Origin of the sequence: Anaerotruncus massiliensis (ex Togo et al. 2026) (genome assembly GCF_030825285.1) — a bacterium.
Classification (GTDB): Bacteria; Bacillota; Clostridia; order Oscillospirales; family Ruminococcaceae; genus Anaerotruncus; species Anaerotruncus massiliensis.
This window is the reverse complement of the sequence record NZ_JAPJQF010000053.1, coordinates 1-17,894: the sequence shown is the minus strand read 5'-3', so window position 1 is coordinate 17,894 and position 17,894 is coordinate 1. Positions and strand designations below refer to the sequence as shown.

15 protein-coding genes are annotated in these 17,894 nt (G+C 65.7%); 12 read left to right on the top strand and 3 right to left on the bottom strand.

The features are described from left to right. Positions 1 to 278: 278 nt before the first annotated feature. The 9 genes from moaA (at position 279) to RCI06_RS12180 (ending at position 7,846) form a co-directional block, all read left to right on the top strand. Positions 279 to 1,244, top strand: coding sequence for a GTP 3',8-cyclase MoaA (gene moaA, locus RCI06_RS12220; protein WP_101551842.1), 966 nt, complete (start codon positions 279 to 281; stop codon positions 1,242 to 1,244). A 5-nt stretch (positions 1,245 to 1,249) separates the two neighbouring features. Beyond that, a complete protein-coding gene (locus RCI06_RS12215; protein ID WP_101551840.1) occupies positions 1,250 to 1,684 on the top strand; it encodes an MOSC domain-containing protein in 435 nt (144 codons plus the stop codon). Further along, complete coding sequence (locus RCI06_RS12210; protein WP_101551838.1) at positions 1,677 to 2,168, top strand: molybdenum cofactor biosynthesis protein B; 492 nt, start codon at positions 1,677 to 1,679, stop codon at positions 2,166 to 2,168. The genes RCI06_RS12215 and RCI06_RS12210 overlap by 8 nt, the downstream gene beginning before the upstream one ends. Before the next feature lie 26 nt (positions 2,169 to 2,194). Then, positions 2,195 to 3,073 (top strand): molybdate ABC transporter substrate-binding protein, encoded by an 879-nt coding sequence (gene modA, locus RCI06_RS12205; protein WP_306576231.1) that lies wholly within the window; start codon positions 2,195 to 2,197, stop codon positions 3,071 to 3,073. A 58-nt stretch (positions 3,074 to 3,131) separates the two neighbouring features. Beyond that, on the top strand, positions 3,132 to 3,818 hold the full coding sequence (modB, locus tag RCI06_RS12200) for a molybdate ABC transporter permease subunit (protein ID WP_306576230.1): 687 nt from the start codon (positions 3,132 to 3,134) through the stop codon (positions 3,816 to 3,818). Then, complete coding sequence (locus RCI06_RS12195) at positions 3,815 to 4,888, top strand: sulfate/molybdate ABC transporter ATP-binding protein (protein ID WP_306576229.1); 1,074 nt, start codon at positions 3,815 to 3,817, stop codon at positions 4,886 to 4,888. The genes modB and RCI06_RS12195 overlap by 4 nt, the downstream gene beginning before the upstream one ends. A gap of 428 nt (positions 4,889 to 5,316) precedes the next feature. Then, positions 5,317 to 5,691 carry a RidA family protein gene (locus tag RCI06_RS12190; protein ID WP_101551832.1) on the top strand — a complete coding sequence of 125 codons (375 nt, stop codon included), beginning with the start codon at positions 5,317 to 5,319 and terminating at the stop codon, positions 5,689 to 5,691. Between the two features lie 168 nt (positions 5,692 to 5,859). Beyond that, the gene (locus RCI06_RS12185; RefSeq protein ID WP_306576228.1) at positions 5,860 to 7,182 is read left to right on the top strand and encodes a uracil-xanthine permease family protein; all 1,323 of its coding nucleotides are present in this window, start codon (positions 5,860 to 5,862) and stop codon (positions 7,180 to 7,182) included. Between the two features lie 19 nt (positions 7,183 to 7,201). Beyond that, the gene (locus RCI06_RS12180) at positions 7,202 to 7,846 is read left to right on the top strand and encodes a transcriptional regulator (RefSeq protein ID WP_242970860.1); all 645 of its coding nucleotides are present in this window, start codon (positions 7,202 to 7,204) and stop codon (positions 7,844 to 7,846) included. Between the two features lie 46 nt (positions 7,847 to 7,892). Here the strand turns inward: RCI06_RS12180 and RCI06_RS12175 are convergent, their stop codons facing one another. After that, positions 7,893 to 8,528: a transcriptional regulator gene (locus RCI06_RS12175; protein WP_101551827.1), complete on the bottom strand. Its 636-nt coding sequence runs from the start codon at positions 8,526 to 8,528 to the stop codon at positions 7,893 to 7,895. Positions 8,529 to 8,926: 398 nt separating this feature from the next. Between RCI06_RS12175 and ssnA the strand changes: the two genes are divergently transcribed. The 3 genes from ssnA to hydA all read left to right on the top strand — a co-directional run bounded on the left by ssnA (position 8,927) and on the right by hydA (position 14,781). After that, the gene (gene ssnA / locus RCI06_RS12170) at positions 8,927 to 10,261 is read left to right on the top strand and encodes a putative aminohydrolase SsnA (protein WP_101551825.1); all 1,335 of its coding nucleotides are present in this window, start codon (positions 8,927 to 8,929) and stop codon (positions 10,259 to 10,261) included. A gap of 51 nt (positions 10,262 to 10,312) precedes the next feature. Next, the gene (ygfK, locus tag RCI06_RS12165; RefSeq protein WP_306576227.1) at positions 10,313 to 13,336 is read left to right on the top strand and encodes a putative selenate reductase subunit YgfK; all 3,024 of its coding nucleotides are present in this window, start codon (positions 10,313 to 10,315) and stop codon (positions 13,334 to 13,336) included. A 68-nt stretch (positions 13,337 to 13,404) separates the two neighbouring features. Continuing rightward, positions 13,405 to 14,781: a dihydropyrimidinase gene (gene hydA, locus RCI06_RS12160; RefSeq protein ID WP_306576226.1), complete on the top strand. Its 1,377-nt coding sequence runs from the start codon at positions 13,405 to 13,407 to the stop codon at positions 14,779 to 14,781. A 55-nt stretch (positions 14,782 to 14,836) separates the two neighbouring features. Here hydA and RCI06_RS12155 read toward each other — a convergent pair whose 3' ends face one another. Both RCI06_RS12155 and xdh read right to left on the bottom strand, forming a co-directional pair. Beyond that, on the bottom strand, positions 14,837 to 15,433 hold the full coding sequence (locus RCI06_RS12155) for an NTP transferase domain-containing protein (protein WP_101551820.1): 597 nt from the start codon (positions 15,431 to 15,433) through the stop codon (positions 14,837 to 14,839). A 164-nt stretch (positions 15,434 to 15,597) separates the two neighbouring features. Beyond that, positions 15,598 to 17,894, bottom strand: a 2,297-nt coding sequence (xdh, locus tag RCI06_RS12150; protein WP_306576225.1) for a selenium-dependent xanthine dehydrogenase, incomplete at its 5' end; no start/stop codon positions are given.

The window sequence follows — 17,894 nt, the reverse complement described above, 5'->3', positions numbered from 1 at the left end:
TCCGAAAAGGAACCCGTGGCGCGCGGCGGAACGCGCAAGTCATTCTTGCCGCTTGTAAAGCGGCAATTCCCGCCCAAGCCCCGCCGGGCGGCCGTCGGCGGGACACGCCTCCGGCACTAGGCCTGCGGGCCGTCGCAGCGCGGCAAATCTAAAACCGCCGCCGGGGTTCCGGCAATCCCCGCCGCCGAAGGCGGCTTCCCCAAAGCGCCTCGAAGGGGCGCGAAAAAATCCATCCTGGCTCAGCGCGTCTCTGGCTTCAAAAATAAGGTGGTGAACCAATGAAAGACCAATATAACCGCGAGATCGACTATCTGCGCGTCTCGGTGACCGACCGGTGCAACCTGCGGTGCGTCTACTGCATGCCCGAGGAGGGTGTGGAGCCGGTCGCGCACGAGGAGATCCTCAGCTACGAGGAGATCCTGCGGGTCTGCCGGTGCGCGGCGAAGCTCGGCTTCTGGAGGGTGAAGCTGACGGGCGGGGAACCGCTCGTGCGGCGGGGCGTCGCGGGGCTGGCAAGGGAGATCAAGGCGATCCCCGGCATCCGGCAGGTCACGATGACGACCAACGGCGTGCTGCTGGGGGATTACGCGGAGGAGCTCGCGGCGGCGGGACTGGACGCGGTCAACGTGAGCCTCGACACCCTTGACCCGGAGGCGTTCCACAGGATCACCCGGCGGGGGGAGCTTTCGCGGGTGCTCGATTCGATCGATCGGGCGCTCGCGGCGGGCCTGCGGGTCAAGCTCAACTGCGTGCCCACCCGGGGGAACGACGAGGCGGAGCGGCTCGCGGCGCTTGCCAAGGACCGCCCGATCGACGTGCGGTTCATCGAGCTGATGCCGGTCGGGGAGGGGGACCCCTCCGAGGGCGTCCCGGCGGATGAGATCCGCGCGCGGCTGGCCGCCGCCTACGGGCCGCTGACGGAGTACCCGGGGGAGTGGGGCAACGGTCCCGCTTCCTATTGCGACATCCCCGGCTTTGCGGGCAAGATCGGATTTATCTCGGCGATGAGCCACCGGTTCTGCGGCGGCTGCAACCGGGTCCGGCTGACGGCGACCGGCTTTTTGAAGCTCTGCCTTCACTTTGACGAGGGGACGGACCTGCGGGGGCTCCTGCGGGGCGGCGCGGACGACGCGGCGCTCACTGAGGCGGTCCGCGCGGCGGTGTGGGGCAAACCGGCCCACCATCTCTTCGGGGAGACGGCGGCGCATGTGGAACAGCGGAAAATGGTACAGATCGGAGGATAAGGATCGTGGGAAAGGTGATTGCGGTGTGCACGAGCGAACGCCGCGGAATTCAGAAGACGAATATTCATTCGGCGCAGTTCCGGGAAAACTGGGGCATCGAGGGGGACGCGCACGCGGGGGACTGGCACCGCCAGGTGAGCCTGCTCTCCTTTGACAAGATCGAGGCGTTCCGGGCGCGCGGGGCCGAGGTGGGCGACGGCGCGTTCGGGGAGAACCTCGTGGTCGAGGGGATCGACTTTCGCAGCCTGCCGGTCGGTACGGTGCTCGAATGCAACGGCGTGGTGCTCGAGATGACCCAGATCGGCAAGGAGTGCCACTCCCACTGTGAAATCTTCAAGAAGATGGGCGAATGCATCATGCCGACCGAGGGGGTCTTTGCGCGGGTGATCCGCGGCGGAACGATCTCGGAGGGCGACCGGATGGAGGTGCGCCGTGTTTAGGGTCGCGATTGTGACGCTGTCCGATAAGGGCGCCGCCGGACAGCGGACGGACGAGAGCGGCGCGGTCATCCGCGAGATCGCCGAGCAAAACGGCTACGAGGTCGTCTCCTACACGCTGCTGCCCGACGAGCGGGAGCAGATTTCCGCCGAGCTGCGGCGGCTGTGCGACGAGAACGTCGCGGAGCTGGTGCTCACCACGGGCGGGACGGGTTTTTCCCCCCGCGACTGCACGCCGGAGGCCACGCTCGACGTGGCCGAACGGCTCGCCCCCGGCATCGCGGAGGCGATGCGTTATTCGAGCTTAAACATAACGAAGCGCGCGATGCTCTCCCGCGCCGTCGCGGTTATCCGGGGAGGCACGCTGATCGTCAACCTCCCCGGCAGTCCCAAGGCGGTCCGGGAGAACCTGGAATACGTGATCCCCGCACTCGGGCACGGCTTGGAAATTCTCACCGGCCGCGCCGGGGAGTGCGCAAGGAAATAGACAATAGCTTTAGGAGGACAGCAACCATGAAAAAATTCTTCAGCGTACTGCTCGCGGCCCTGATGCTCTTTACCGTCGCAGGATGCGGCGCGTCCGAACCCGCGCCGGCCCCTGCGGAGCCCGCGCAGGAAGCCGCGCCCGCCGAGCCCGCGGAGCCCGCCCCCGCGCCCGAGAGCGAACCCGCCGAAGAGCCCGCGGCTTCCGGGGAGCCGGTGACCATCCTTGTGGCGGCCGCCGCGAGCCTGGAGTATTCCTATAAGGACAAGCTGATCCCGATGTTCACCGAGAAATATCCGTGGATCACGGTGGAGGGCACCTACGACAGCTCGGGTAAGCTGCAGACCCAGATCGAGGAGGGGCTTGAGGCGGACGTCTTCATGTCCGCGGCGACCAAGCAGATGAACGCGCTCAAGGACGAGTCGCTTGTCGACGCGGATTCAATCGTCGATTTGCTGGAGAACAAGATCGTGCTGATCGCGCCGGCCGGTTCCGAGCCCGCCGCGAAGAGCTTTGAGACGGTGACCGACGCGGCGACGATCGCCGTGGGCGATCCCGAGAGCGTCCCCGTGGGCCAGTACTCCAAGGAGGCGTTCACAAATCTGGGCATCTGGGACGCGGTGTCCGCCAAGGCGAGCCTGGGCACCAACGTGACCGAGGTGCTCAACTGGGTGGCGGAGGGCAGCGCCGACGTGGGCGTCGTCTACGCGACCGACGCGGCGACGACAGCCAAGGTGCAGGTCGTGGCCGAGGCGCCGGAGGGCAGCCTGGAAAAGAAGGTCGTCTACCCGGTCGGCATCGTGTCCGCCTCGCAGCACAAGGACGCCGCGCGGCTCTTCGTCGAGTTCCTCCAGAGCGACGAGGCGCTGGCCGTCTTTGAGGAGTACGGCTTCACCCCCAACAAATAATCCGAAATCATAAATCCCGCGCCGGACCCCGGGTCCGGCGCGGCGGGGAGGGACGGCATTGGATTTATCCCCCATCCTGATATCCATGAAGACGGCGGCGCTCTCGATCTTCATCACCTTTTTCCTCGGCGTGTTCGCCGCCCGGCTGGTTGCCGGGATGCGGCGGGAACGTCTGAAAATGGTGCTCGACGGGATCCTGACCCTGCCGCTCGTGCTTCCGCCCACCGTGGCGGGTTTTTTCCTGCTCTACATCTTCGGCGTCAAACGCCCGATCGGCCGGTTCTTCATCGAATATTTCAGCGTGAAGATCGCCTTCTCATGGGGCGCGACGGTGCTTGCGGCAGTGGCCGTCTCCTTCCCGCTCATGTACCGGTCGGCGCGGGGCGCGTTTGAACAGGTCGACCAGGACCTCGTCTGCGTGGCGCGCACGATCGGCATGTCCGAGCGCGCGATCTTCTGGCGGGTCGTCATGCCGCTGGCGGCGCCCGGCGTGGCCAGCGGCGGCGTCCTCGCGTTCGCGCGCGGGCTGGGCGAATTCGGCGCGACCGCCATGATCGCGGGCAACATCGCGGGCAAGACCCGCACGCTGCCGCTCGCGATCTACTCCGCCGTCGCGGCGGGGGACATGGCGGGCGCTTACGACTACGTGGCGATCATCGTGATGATTTCCCTGCTCGCCGTCATCAGCATGAACTGGTTCGCCTCCCGGGAGAGCCGCTACAGGCGGAAGGGGGCGAAGAGATGAGCCTCGAAGTGCGGATCAGGCGCACGCTGCGCGACTTTTCGCTCGAGACGGCGTTCACCACGTCGGACGGGGTGCTCGGCATCCTCGGCGCGTCGGGGTGCGGCAAAAGCATGACCCTGCGCTGCATCGCGGGGGTGGAAACCCCCGACGAGGGGCGCATCGTCCTCAACGGACGGGTGCTCTTCGACTCGGCGGCGGGGATCAACCTGCCGCCCCAGCAACGGCGGGTGGGCTATCTCTTCCAGAGCTACGCCCTTTTTCCGCACATGACGGTGGAGGAGAATATCGCCTGCGCCCTCGGGCGGGAGAAGGACCGGAAAAAACGCGCCGGGACGATCGCCTCGCTGGTTGGGCGGTTCCGGCTGGAAGGGCTGGAGAAGCGGTATCCCGGGCAGCTTTCGGGCGGCCAGCAGCAGCGGGTCGCGCTCGCGCGCATCCTCGCCTACGAGCCCGAGGCCCTGCTGCTCGACGAGCCCTTTTCGGCGCTGGACGCGCACCTCAAGGAGAAGCTCCAGCTCGAGCTGCTCGAACTGCTGCGCGGCTACGCGGGGGACGCGGTGATGGTGACCCACAGCCGGGACGAGGCGTACCGCCTCTGCGGGCGGCTGCTCATTATGGAGCACGGCCGGCCCGTTTCGGAGGGGGACACGCACGAGCTCTTCCGAAACCCAGGCACGCTGACGGCGGCCCGTCTGACCGGCTGCAAAAACCTCTGCCCGGCCCGGAAAATCGGAGAGGATCTCGTCGAGGTCCCCGGCTGGGGCGTGCGGTTTAAGGTCGTTCCGCCCGTCCCCGATGACCTCGCCTATGTGGGCATCCGCGCGCATGATTTCCATCCCGTGCGGCCGGGCGCGGAAAATACCATGCGCGTCGAGGTGTGCGAACGGGTGGAAAGCCCCTTCGAGTGGTACATCCTCTTCCGGAACGCCGACGGCGGGGAGGGGGAGGCGCTCTGGTGGAAATTCAGCAAGCAGCTTGCCGGAGAGGGGGATGCGGAATACCTTTCGGTCGCGCCCGAAAGCATCCTGCTCCTGCGGGATGCTTTCGGGGAGCACGGCCTGAACGGGTGATTTTACCGCGGATCGCTTGCTCTGCGGAGAAGTCGAGATAAGGCGGCGGCCGTCCTTTTGGGCGGCCGCCTCCCGCGTTTCCTCGGGACTCCGACGGGGAGACGCGGCGAAAATTGCCGTCCCTTTCCATGGGCGGCGGATGGTTGTGGGCGTAGGATCACCTGCATCAAACGTTTCGTGGTCCGGGGGATGTTTCGCCGTTCCCGCACGGCTTTTTTATCCCTCCTCACGGACGGCGGCGGATGGTTGTGGGCGTAGGATCACCTGTATCAAACGTTTCGGGGTCCGGGGGACTTTTCAAAGTCCCCCGGAGTCCCCAAAGGTAAGAAAATTTTGTTAAATTTCTGAAAAATGATAATAAAAAACTATCATTTTGCGGCGGGGTCTGGTATAATAAAGACAACAACCAACCATAGGAGGCAGTCAATATGAACAAAATGATTTCTGCAAAGAACGCGCCCGCGGCGGTAGGACCCTATTCCCATGCCGTGCTGGCGGGCAACACCCTCTACACCTCCGGACAGCTGGGGCTCGACCCGGTGAGCGGAGAGCTTGCGGCCGGGGTGGAAGCGCAGGCGAAGCAGGCGCTGGAAAACCTCAGGGCGGTGCTCGAGACGGCGGGAATGGACTTTCAGGACGTCACCAAGACGACGGTTTTCCTCTCGGACATGGGGGATTTCGCGGCGATCAACGCGATTTACGCGCAGTATTTCACGGGAGAGGCCCCGGCGCGCTCCTGCGTGCAGGTCGCGGCGCTGCCCAAGGGCGCGGCGTTTGAGATCGAAGCGGTCGCCGTCAAATAAAGACGCCGCATTAGTATGACTTATAGAAAAAGTACCCAAAATCGACGTTGATATTTTTTTATCAACATCCGATAAAATGATTGCAACCGCCCGCGTTTTGCGTTATAGTGGATAGCGGGAAGACAAAAAAATATTAGCACAAAAAAATATTTGTTAGGGCGTGTTGTGATGAATGAAATGAAAGCTCCCGCAGGTTCCGTATTCGAGATGTCCGGCGTGCCGCCGATGAAACAGGTCGTCCCGCTCGGCCTGCAGCATGTGGTCGCCGCGATCGTCGGCGTCATCACCCCCGCGATCCTCGTCTCCAACGCCGTGGGGCTGGAGGTGGCGGACAAGACGCTGCTCATCCAGGTGTCGCTGCTCATTACGGCCATCGCGACGCTCGTGCAGGTGTTCGGGCTGTGGCGCGTCGGCGCGAAGCTGCCGGTCGTCATGGGCGTCAGCTTCGCCTATGTCCCGACGCTGCTCGCGCTCGCCAACGGCTACCACGACCTCGGCGTCATCCTGGGCGCGCAGATCGTGGGCGGCTGCGTCGCGATCCTCTTCGGCATTTTCGTCAAGCAGCTGCGGGCCTTCTTTCCGCCCATGGTCACCGGCACGGTGATCTTTACGATCGGCCTCTCCCTCTATCCGACCGCCGTCAAATACATGGCGGGCGGCGCGGGCGCCGCCGACTTCGGTTCCTGGCAGAACTGGCTGGTCGCCGTCATCACGCTGGCGGTCGTCATCTTCTGCAACAACTTCACCAAGGGCGTCACCAAGCTGGCGTCCATCCTGATGGGGATCATCGTTGGCTATCTCGTGGCGCTCTGCTTCGGCATGGTCGATTTCTCCTCGGTGGGAGCCGCGGGGATCGTCGCGGTGCCCGTGCCCTTCAAGTTCGGGATCAAATTCGTCCCGGCGGCCTGCGTGTCGATGGCGGTCATGTACATCGTCAACTCGGTCCAGACGATCGGGGACCTCACCTCGACCACGCTGGGCGGACTCGACCGCGAGCCGACCGACAGGGAGCTTTCGGGCGGTATCGTCTGCCAGGGCGCCGCGAGCGTCGTGGGCGCCTTCTTCGGCGGCCTGCCCACCGCGTCCTACAGCCAGAACGTGGGTATCGTCACCGTCAACCGGGTCGTCAACCGGGTCGTCTTCGGCTTCGCCGCCGTCGTGCTGCTGATCGCCGGCTTCGTCCCCAAGTTCTCCGCCCTGCTCACCACCATCCCGCAGTGCGTCATCGGCGGCGCGACCATCTCGGTCTTCGCCACCATCACGATGACCGGCATCCGCATGATCTCCTCCGCCGGGCTTACCCCCCGCAATGTCAGCATCGTCGGCATCGCGGTCGCGCTCGGCGTGGGCGTGACGCAGGTGTCCGGAAGCCTCGCGGGCTTCCCCGAGTGGGTCGGAACCGTATTCGGCGGCTCTTCGGTGGTCATTTCCACGCTGATCGCCATTCTGCTGAACCTCATCCTGCCCAAGGACCGGGCAGCGGGTAAATAACGGTTTTCAAAAGGAGCGGATGCCTTTGAACAAGACTCTCACCGCATATCTGCCGCTGGTCGACTTTCTGGCCGACTGCATGGGGGAGAACACGGAGGTCGTGCTGCACGACCTGACCGACTGGCACGAGTCGGTGGTCGCGATCCGCAACGGGCATATCAGCGGCCGCCAGATCGGCTCGCCCGTGACCGACCTGACCCTCAACGTGCTCAAGTCGGCGGCGTTCGAGCAGCAGTCCCATATGGCCAACTACCAGGGAATCGTGAAAAACGGGCACCGGCTCAAATCGTCCACCTTTTTCATCAAGGACGAGACGGGCAAGCTGGTGGGGCTGCTCTGCATCAACACCGACTACCACGAGCTGCTCGAGGCGCACGACAAGCTGGGGGCGCTGATCGGGGAGCTGGGCCTGCGGGCCAACCTGCCGATCACCGAGAGCTTCAACATGAACGTGCGCGAGCTGGTGCAGGCGAACCTGCACCGGGTCTGCCCGGGGTACGAGGAGCAGGTGGGGCGCATGAGCCAGAAGGAGAAGCTCGAGGTGATCGAGGGACTCAGCGACCTGGGGACCTTCCTCGTCAAAGGCGCGATCGGCTGCGTGGCGGAAAGCCTCGGCGTGTCGGTCCCGACGATCTACCGCTACCTGAATATGATCAAGAAATAGACAGAGGCCCGCTCCACAGGAGCGGGCCTCTGTTTCGCGCGGCGGGCTACGCCTTCGCGTCGATGTAGCTGTAGAGGGTGTACTTGGAGATGCCGAAGTACTTCGACACCTTGTCGCCGCTCTTGGTGATGAGGAAGGCGCCGGTGTCATTCAAAAACTGGATGGCCTTGACCTTGTCGTCCTTGGTCATGAGGGCGACCGGCTTGCCGACGAGGCGGACGCTCTGGGAGATCAGCTCGTCGAGCAGCTCGTTGACGTTCTGGGAGATGCGCTCGGGCTCCTTTTCGGGCGCGGCGGTGGAGACGATGGGCTTAAGGGCGCTCTCCACCATGAGCAGGCCGGTGATGTCGAAATTGATCGAAAAGATGCCCACCGCGTCGCCGTTCTCGTCGCGGATGTAGATGGTGCTCGACTTGAGGATGCGGCCGTCCTTCGTCTTGGTGAGGTAGCCGATCTGGTCGTGGAGGGCGCTGCGGTCGCCGTGCAGCGCCTCGAGCACGATGTGGGAGGGGCCGTCGCCGAGCTTGCGGTGGGTGACGTGCCCGTTTTCGATCGCGACGACGGTGTGGTCGACGCTGTTGTCCGAAAGGTCGTGCACGACGACTTCACAGTTCGGCCCGAACTGCTCGGCAATCCCCCGGGCGAGCTGGCGCAGGAAGGCCAGCGTGGTGGCGTTCAGCATGGCGGTAGCTCCTTTGTCGAAACTGGTCTGATTCCATCATAGCACGTTCCCGGCAATTTGCAACAAAAACTTTGCAGGCTAAAAATTTTTTTTGAGAAAACACGCAGGAACTATTGCATTTTGGGCCCGTTCATGGTAAACTAAAACCAAAGACGAAGGACGGAAAATTCTGTACAATTCCAATAAATTCTTTTGTATAAAGCGACAAGTTTATCGGATTCGTGGCTGCAACGGAGTGCTTCGCGCACGGGCTGGATGATCACCCCACCGGGGAGGTCCCATGCGCGGCATGCCTGCGGGGCCGGACGGGGAAGGGTGTTCATCCACAGGATGGACGCCTTTTTTGGCTGTTATGCGCTTTTCCACAAGCTTACCGCATGATGAAGGAGGAAAAAAACATGTTACTGATCGGAAACGGACGGCTGATCACCCGCGGGGCGCACAACCGCCTGATCGAAAACGGCTGCGTGGCGGCCGACGGGAATGTGATCGCGGCGGTCGGGACGACGGAGGAACTGAAAAAACGCTATCCCGGGGCGGAGTTTATCGACGCGCGCGGCGGCATGATCCTTCCGGGGCTCATCAACGCCCACAACCACATCTACAGCGCCTATTCGCGCGGCATCGCGATCAACGGCTACAACCCGCAGAACTTCCTCGACATCCTCGACGGCATGTGGTGGACGATCGACCGCAACCTGCTCCTCGGGGACACCCGCATGAGCGCGCTGACCACCTATATCGACTGCATCAAAAACGGGGTCACAACCGTGTTCGACCACCACGCGAGCTACGGCGAGATCCCGGGGAGCCTCTTTGCGATCGCGGACGCGGCGAAGGAGACGGGGGTGCGCACCTGCCTGTGCTACGAGGTGTCCGACCGCGACGGCGCGGAAAAGATGCGCCAGGCCGTGAAGGAGAACGCCGATTTCATCGCCTTCTGCAAAAAGGACAAGACCGACATGGTCAAGGGCATGATGGGCCTGCACGCCTCCTTCACCCTCTCGGACGCGACGCTCGCCCTCTGCCGGGAGAACACCCCCGCGGACGCGGGCTTCCACATCCATGTGGCCGAGGGGATGACCGACGTGTACGACTCCCTCAAAAAATATGGCAAACGGGTCATTAACCGCCTCTTCGACAACGACATCCTCGGGGAAAAGACGATCACCGGCCACTGCATCCATGTGAACGGCACCGAGATGGACATCCTCAAGGAGACGAACACTATGGTGGTACATAACCCCGAGAGCAACATGGGCAACGCGGTGGGCTGCCCGCCGACGATGGAGATGATCCACCGGGGGCTGACCGTGGGGCTCGGCACCGACGGCTACACCAACGACATGTACGAGTCGATGAAGGCGGCCAACTGCCTGCATAAGCACAACCTCTGCGACCCGACCGCGGCCTGGTCGGAGGTGCCCTACATGCTCTTCGAGGGGAACCCGGCGATCGGCGCGCGGTTCTTTGAAAAGAAGCTCGGCGCCCTCGAGCCCGGCGCGGCGGCGGACATCATCGTCACCGACTACGACCCGCTCACCCCGCTTTCGGCGGACAACGTGAACGGCCACACCCTCTTCGGCATGAGCGGCCGCCAGACGGTCACGACGGTCATCGACGGGAAGGTGCGCATGAAGGACCGGGAACTCGTCGGCATCGACGAGCGGGAGGTCCTGGCAAAGTCCCGCGAGCAGGCGGAAAAGATGTGGGCGCGCATCAACGCGCGGTAAACGAGCAGAACAAGCCGGGCGGGGAAACCCGGATAACAGGAGGAATCTTTTATGAGCGATCGCATGCGGCCGATCCCATTCGGCCAGTTGATGGACTGGATCATCGGGGAATACCAGACTTACGGGAGCATCTTCGGCGTCTCGAAGCTCGTCCGCCACGCGGAGGACGAACCGCGGCTGCCCCTTTTCGGCGAGCGGATGGAGGCCCCCTTCGGCCCCGCGGCCGGCCCGCACACCCAGCTCGCCCAGAACCTGATCGCCGCCTACGCGGCGGGCAGCCGGTTCTTTGAGCTCAAGACGGTGCAGACCCTCGACGGCGAGGACCTGCCGGTCGCAAAGCCCTGCATCAACGCACAGGACGAGTGCTACAACGTCGAGTGGTCGACCGAGCTGCGGGTGCCCGAGGCGTACGACGAGTACGTCAAGGCGTGGTTCGCGCTCAAGCTCCTCTCCCGCGAGTGGGGGCTCGGCAGCCCGGACGGCTTCATCTTCAACATGAGCGTCGGCTACGACCTCGAGGGGATCAAATCCCCCAAGATCGACGCCTTCATCGAGGGGCTCAAAAACGCGGAAAACACCCCCGTCTGGGCGGAGTGCCGGGCGTGGGCGCTCGAGCACCTCGGCCGCTTCCAAAAGCTCGACGCCCGCTATGTCGAAGAGATCTCCCCCAGGGTGTGCACCTCGATCACCCTCTCGACCCTGCACGGCTGCCCGCCGCAGGAGATCGAGCGGATCGCGACCTACCTGCTGACCGAGAAGGGGCTCAACACCTTCATCAAGTGCAACCCGACCCTGCTCGGCTACGAGTACGCGCGCGAGACGCTCGACGCGCTCGGGTTCGACTATATCGCCTTCGACGACCACCACTTCAAGGAGGACCTGCAGTTCGAGGACGCGGTCCCGATGATCGGGCGGCTGCAGGCGCTCGCCGACGGGCGGGGGCTGGCGTTCGGCGTCAAGCTGACCAACACCTTCCCGGTCGACATCGCGGCGGGGGAATTGCCCGGCAATGAGATGTACATGTCCGGGCGGAGCCTCTTTCCGCTGACCGTCTCGGTGGCCAAGATGCTCTCCAAGGCGTTTGACGGAAAGCTGCGCATCTCCTATTCGGGCGGCGCGGACATCACCAACGTCGAAAAGCTCTTCGCGGCGGGCATCTGGCCGATCACGATGGCCACCACCCTCTTAAAGCCGGGCGGCTACCAGCGGTTCGCCCAGATCGCCGAGCGGCTGCGCGGCTGCGGGGACCAGCCCTTCGCGGGGGTCAACACCGCAAAGGTGAGCGAGTATGTGGAGGACGCGATGGGCGACCCCTACTACCGCAAGCCGATCAAACCCCTGCCTTCCCGCAAGATGAAAAAACACGTCCCGCTCGTCGACTGCTTCGCCGCGCCCTGCCGTGCCGGCTGCCCGATCGAGCAGGATATCCCCGCCTACCTGCGCCTCGCGGGGGAGGGCAGGCACCTCGACGCGCTGCGGGTCATCACCGAGCGCAATCCCCTGCCCTTCATCACCGGCACCATCTGCTCCCACCGCTGCATGGACAAGTGCACGCGCAACTTCTACGAGGATTCGGTCCACATCCGCGAGGTCAAGCTCGAGGCGGCTCAAAACGCCTATGACGAACTGCTGAAGGAGCTGCGCCCGGCCGCACCCGCGAAGGGCAAAAAGGTCGCGGTCGTGGGCGGCGGCCCGGCCGGGATCTCGGCGGCCTATTTCCTCGCCAGAGCGGGCGTGCCCGTCACCGTCTTCGAGCGCAAACGGCAGCTCGGCGGCATCGTGCGCCACGTCATCCCCGCCTTCCGCATCCCGACCTCCGCCATCGAAAAGGACGCCGCGCTCGCGCGCGCCGTGGGCGCGCAGTTCGAGCTCGGCGCGGAGATCGGTTCGGCGCAGGAGCTGCTGGACCGGGGCTACACCGACGTCATCCTCGCGACCGGCGCGTGGAAGCCGGGGAAGCTTCCGCTCGAATATGGCGGGGCGATGAACGTCATTGAATTCCTCGAGCGGTGCAAGAGCGATCCCGACGGCCTTTCGCTTGGGGAGAACGTCGTCGTGATCGGCGGCGGCAACACCGCCATGGATGCGGCCCGCGCCGCCGTGCGCGCGCCGGGCGTCAAGAAGGTGCGGCTCGTCTACCGCCGCAGCCGCCGTTACATGCCCGCCGACGAGGAGGAGCTCGCGCTCGCCCTTTCGGACGGCGTCGAGTTCTGCGAGCTGCTCGCCCCGGTCGGCGTCCGGGACGGCGTGCTCAAGTGCGAAAAGATGGTCCTCGGCGCGCCCGACGCGTCCGGCCGCCGCAGCCCCGTCCCGACCGGCGAGACGGCGGAGGTGCCGGCCGACACGGTGATCGCGGCCGTCGGCGAGCGGGTGGACACCGCGCTCTATGAGCGCTGCGGCGTCGCGGTGGATTCGCGCGGCCGCGCGGTCGTCGACCCCGACACGCTTGAGACGGGCGTTCCCCACGTCTATGTCGTGGGCGACGCGAACCGCGGGCCCGCCACCGTCGTCGAGGCGATCGCCGACGCGACGAAGGCGGCGAAGGCGATCGCGGGCGTCACGGTCGAAACCTATACCGCTACCAACGCGAGCCCAGACTACGGCCGCGCGCTCGCAAAGAAGGGGACCCTCTGCACCGACTGCGCGTCCTGCACCGAGTCCCAGCGCTGCCTCGAGTGCGCCACCGTCTGCGAGTGCTGCGCGGACGTCTGCCCCAACCGCGCGAACCTCGCCATCCGGGTGCCCGGACGGCGGATGCGCCAGATCGTGCACGTCGACGGCATGTGCAACGAGTGCGGCAACTGCGCGACCTTCTGCCCCTACGACAGCGCGCCCTACAAGGATAAGTTCACCCTCTTCTGGAGCGAGGCGGACTTCGCGGACAGCGGGAACGAGGGCTTCCTCCTGCTTGACGCCGAACGCCAGCTCTACCGCGTGCGCCTCGACGGGCAGGTCGCGGATTACGCGGTGGGCGAGGAGGGCTGCGGCCTTCCCGACGAGATCCGCCAGCTGATCACGGCGGTGTGGGAGGGCTACCGCTACCTCTTCGGCCGCCAGACGGTCACGACGGTATAAAAACGACCCTCAAAGAGGGGCGGGGCGCGGCCCCGCCCCTTGAACGCTTTTCAACAGGAGGCTTTCATATGGCACTGCTCATTCAAAACGGCCGGGTGGTGACGCCCGAACACACCTTCGCGGCGGACGTCCTCGTGCGGGATGGAAAGATCGCCGCCGTCGGGCCGGGCCTGCCCGCCGACGGGTGCGAAACCTACGACGCGGCGGGCTGCCTCGTCTTTCCCGGCTTCATCGACGCGCACACCCATCTCGACATGGATAACGGCGTCACCGCGACGGCGGACGATTTCGCCACCGGCACGCGGGCGGCGGTCTGCGGCGGCACGACGACGGTCGTCGACTTCGCGACGCAGGACAAGGGGGGCACCCTTGCCCGCGCGCTCGAGGCGTGGCACAAAAAGGCGGATGGCAAATCCTCCTGCGACTACGCCTTTCACATGGCGATCACCGACTGGAACCCTGCGGTGGCGGAGGAGATCGGGGAGATGGTGAAGGCGGGCGTGACCTCCTTCAAGCTCTACCTCGCCTACGACAACCTGCGCGTCACCGACGCCGAGCTCTACGAAATCCTGAAGAGGGTCGGGCAGGCGCACGGGATTATCGGGACCCACTGCGAAAACGGCGACCTCGTCAACGAGAAGGTCGCCGAGCTCCGCGCGGCGGGAAAGCTCGGGCCGCGGTATCACGCCCTTTCCCGGCCCGACTATGTCGAGGCGGAGGCGGTCGCGCGTTACTGCTACATCGCCGGGGCGGCGGGGGTGCCGGTCCACATCGTCCACCTGAGCACCCGCGCGGGGCTCGAGGAGGCGCGGCGCGCCCGCGCGCGCGGACAGAAGGTCTACCTCGAGACCTGCCCGCAGTACCTCGTCCTCGACGGGAGCCGGTATGACGCGCCCGGCTTCAAGGGGGCGAAATACGTCTGCTCGCCGCCGCTCAGAAGCCTCGATGACCAGGCGGCGCTGTGGGAGGCGATCCGAAACGGCGAGATCGACTCGATCTCCACCGACCATTGCAGCTATAACCTCGCGGGCCAGAAGGATTTGGGCCGGGACGATTTCAGCAAAATCCCCAACGGCCTGCCCGGCATCGAGCACCGGCCTGCGGCGGTCTATACGGCGGGGGTCGCCGCCGGGCGGATGACGGAAAACCAGATGGCGGCGCTGCTTTCGGAGCACACGGCGCGGCTCTTCGGCATGTACCCGCGCAAGGGGGCGATCTCGGTGGGCGGCGACGCGGACATCGTGGTGTGGGACCCCGCCGCCCGCTGGACGATCTCCGCCGAGACCCAGCACCAAAACTGCGACTACACCCCCTACGAGGGGATGGCGGCGCGGGGCCGCGCGAAGGCGGTTTTCCTGCGCGGCGAGCTCGCGGCGGAAAACGGAGAGCCGGTCAAAGAGGGGCTGGGAACCTTTGTCGCGCGCGGCGTGAGCGAATACTATTGATGACACATAAAAAAGGAGGAGGCCCCCGGCCGGGGGCCTCCTCCTTTTTTATCCGTTACGGTTCCATCTTTGCGATCGCATCGAGGTCGCCCCGGTAGTCCACGTCGAGCAGCTCGCGGCGGTTGGCCGCCTCGACGACGCGCAGCAGCTCCGGGTGCGCGGCGATCACCGCGCCGCCCGATTTGCCCGGCGGCAGCGCCGCCAGCTCGCCGAAGAGGGCGCGCGGGAAAAAGACCGGGTTGCCGCGCTTGCCCCGGTGGCCGAGCGCGGCGATCGAGCCGGGGTGCGCCAAAAATTCGGCGCGCAGCGCCCCGATGCTCCGCGCGGTGAGCAGCGGCTGGTCGCAGACCGAAAACATGCAGCCGACGGCTTCGGGGTCGACCGCCGCAAGCCCCTTGCGGATGGTGACCGCCATGTCGCCCGTCGTGTCGTCGTTTTCCACCACCGAATAGCCGAGCAGCGCGGCGGACACCGCCACCTGCGGGTAGCGGGTGACGACGATTACCTGCTGGAACAGCTCGCCGGGAAAGTTGCCGAGCACCACGTCGGCCATCGGGCGGCCGCCGAAATCGGCGAGCAGCTTGTTGTCGCGAAAACGCGTCGAACGGCCCGAGGCCAGGAAGATGCACGCCAGTTTCCGCGCGTCGCCCATATCGCGCCCTCCTTCTGCCGCCGGCGTTTTTGCCGGCCTCTCTGCTGACAGTATACCACGGCCCCGCCTGCGAAACAACTTCGTTGTTTCGCAAAGCCGCCTGCGGCGGCTTCCGCCCGGCAGAGCCGGGCGGGGCGGGGCCTTCCCGCGCCCTGCGGCGCGTTTTATTTTTTGCGGCTGTAGGGGGTGTCCTCGAGCGGGAGCCGGGTGCGGAATTTGCCGTCGAAGTTGTAATAGGCGAGCTGGACGGCGGGCGCGGTCGGGATCGAAGCGATCTCGCCGATGCCCTTGGCGCCGCGTGCGAGCTCGGATTTGGCGGGCCCCTCGACGATGACCGCCTCGACGTCGGGGGTGTCGGTCGCCTTGAAGAGCCCGAGGGTGCCGAACTTGGCGGTGGGCCTGCCGTGGTCGAGCGGGTAGTCCTCGGTGAGCGCGTAGCCGAGGCTCATGACCACGCCGCCCTCGATCTGCCCCTCGACGCTCACCGGGTTGATCGCCTGGCCGACGTCGTGCGCGGCGATCACCTTGCGGATGCGGCCGTTCTCGGCGAGGTCGACGAGATGGGTCGCGTAGCCGTAGGCGACGTGGCTGACGGGGTTGGGCTTGTCGGAGCCCAGCTTATCGGTCACGCCGAGGTATTCCGCGGAAAATTCCCGGCCCTCGAGCGCGCCGAGGGAGGAATCCGCGAGCGCGGCTTTCAGTTGGAGCGCGGCCTGCCGCGCGGCCTCTCCGGTGAAGAGGGTCTGGCGGGAGGCGGTCGTGTTGCCGGCGTCGGGCGCGAGGGCGGTGTCGGGGGTCTGGTAGGCCACCCGCTCGAGGGGGAGCCCGGTCACGTCGCAGACGATCTGGGTGACGACGGTGCCCATGCCCTGCCCGATGCAGGCGGCGGAGGTGTGGATCTGCACCCGGCCGTCCCTTACGAGCAGGCGGCAGCGCCCCGTGTCGGGGATGCCCACGCCGAGGCCGCTGTTCTTGATCGCGCAGGCGATGCCCGCCCTGGGGTGCGCGTCGTAGTAGGGCTTCACAGCCATCAGCGTCTCGACGGCGGCGGTCGTCTCGTCGGCGATCTGGCCGTTGGGGAGCACCTGCCCGGGCCGGATGGCGTTGCGGTAGCGGATCTCCCACGGGGAGATGCCCACCTTTTCGGCGAGCAGGTTGAGGTTGCACTCGGTGGCAAAGCAGCTCTGCGTCACGCCGAAGCCGCGGAAGGCGCCCGCGGGGGGGTTATTGGTGTAGTAGGCCTTGCCGTCAATCTCAATGTCCTGGTAGTTATAGGGGCCCGCCGCGTGGGTGCAGGCGCGCTGGAGCACCGGCCCGCCCAGCGAGGCGTAGGCGCCCGTGTCGGAAATAAGCGTCGCCTTCATCGCGGTGAGATAACCGTTTTCGTCGCAGGCGGTCGTGAACTCCATCTCAAAGGCGTGCCGTTTGGGATGGATGAGGATGCTCTCCTTCCGGGTCAGCGCGACCTTGACGGGGCGCTTGGCCGCCAGCGCGAGCAGGGCGGCGTGATGCTGGACGCTCATGTCCTCCTTGCCGCCGAAGCCGCCGCCCACCATCCTGGCGACGACCCGCACCTTTTCGGGCGGCAGGCCGGTCGCCTCGGCGCACTCCTTCTTGGTCTGGTAGATGCCCTGGTCCGCCGAATAGATAACGACCCCGTCCCCGTCGGGCATCGCGAGCGCCGTCTCGGTCTCGAGGAAGGCGTGCTCGGTCGGCGGGGTGGAATAATGGGTGGTCACCACATATTTGGAGCGGCGGATCGCCTCGTCGGCGTTTCCGCGCACCAGGTGCTCGTGGGCGAGCAGGTTGCCGGGGGTCTCCTCATGCACGAGCGGCGCGCCGGGGGCCATCGCCTCGGCGGGGGAGAAGACGCCGGGCAGCTCCTCGTATTCCACCCTGACGAGGGCCTTCGCCCGTTCGAGCGTCTCACGGTCCTCGGCCGCGACGAGCGCGACCGCGTCCCCGAGGAAGTGGGTGATCCCGCCGACGGGGATGAGCACGTCGTAATCCTTCTTGAGATGGCCGACCTTGGGGTTCCCGGGCAGGTCGTCGGCGGTGAGCAGGGCGACGACGCCGGGCAGCGCCCGCGCCTCGGACGCGTCGATCGAGAGGACCCGCGCGCGTGGATAGGCGCTGCGCACGGCGCTGCCGAAGCAGAGCCCCTCGACGCGCATGTCGTCGACATATTCCGCGTCGCCCACCGTCTTGGCGGGCGCGTCGACGCGGGGCAGGTTTTCGCCCACCCTGCCGGTGAAGGTGCAGGCGGGGGCGGAGGTACCCTCACGGAGGAGCTTCGCGGCCAGCAGCACCGCCTCCTCGATCTTTTTGTAGCCGGTGCAGCGGCAGATGTTGTTTTTGAGCGCCTCCTTGACCTGCGCGCGGGTCGGGTCGGGCACGGCGTCGAGGAGGCCCTTGGCGCTCATGACCATACCGGGGGTGCAGAAGCCGCACTGGACCGCGC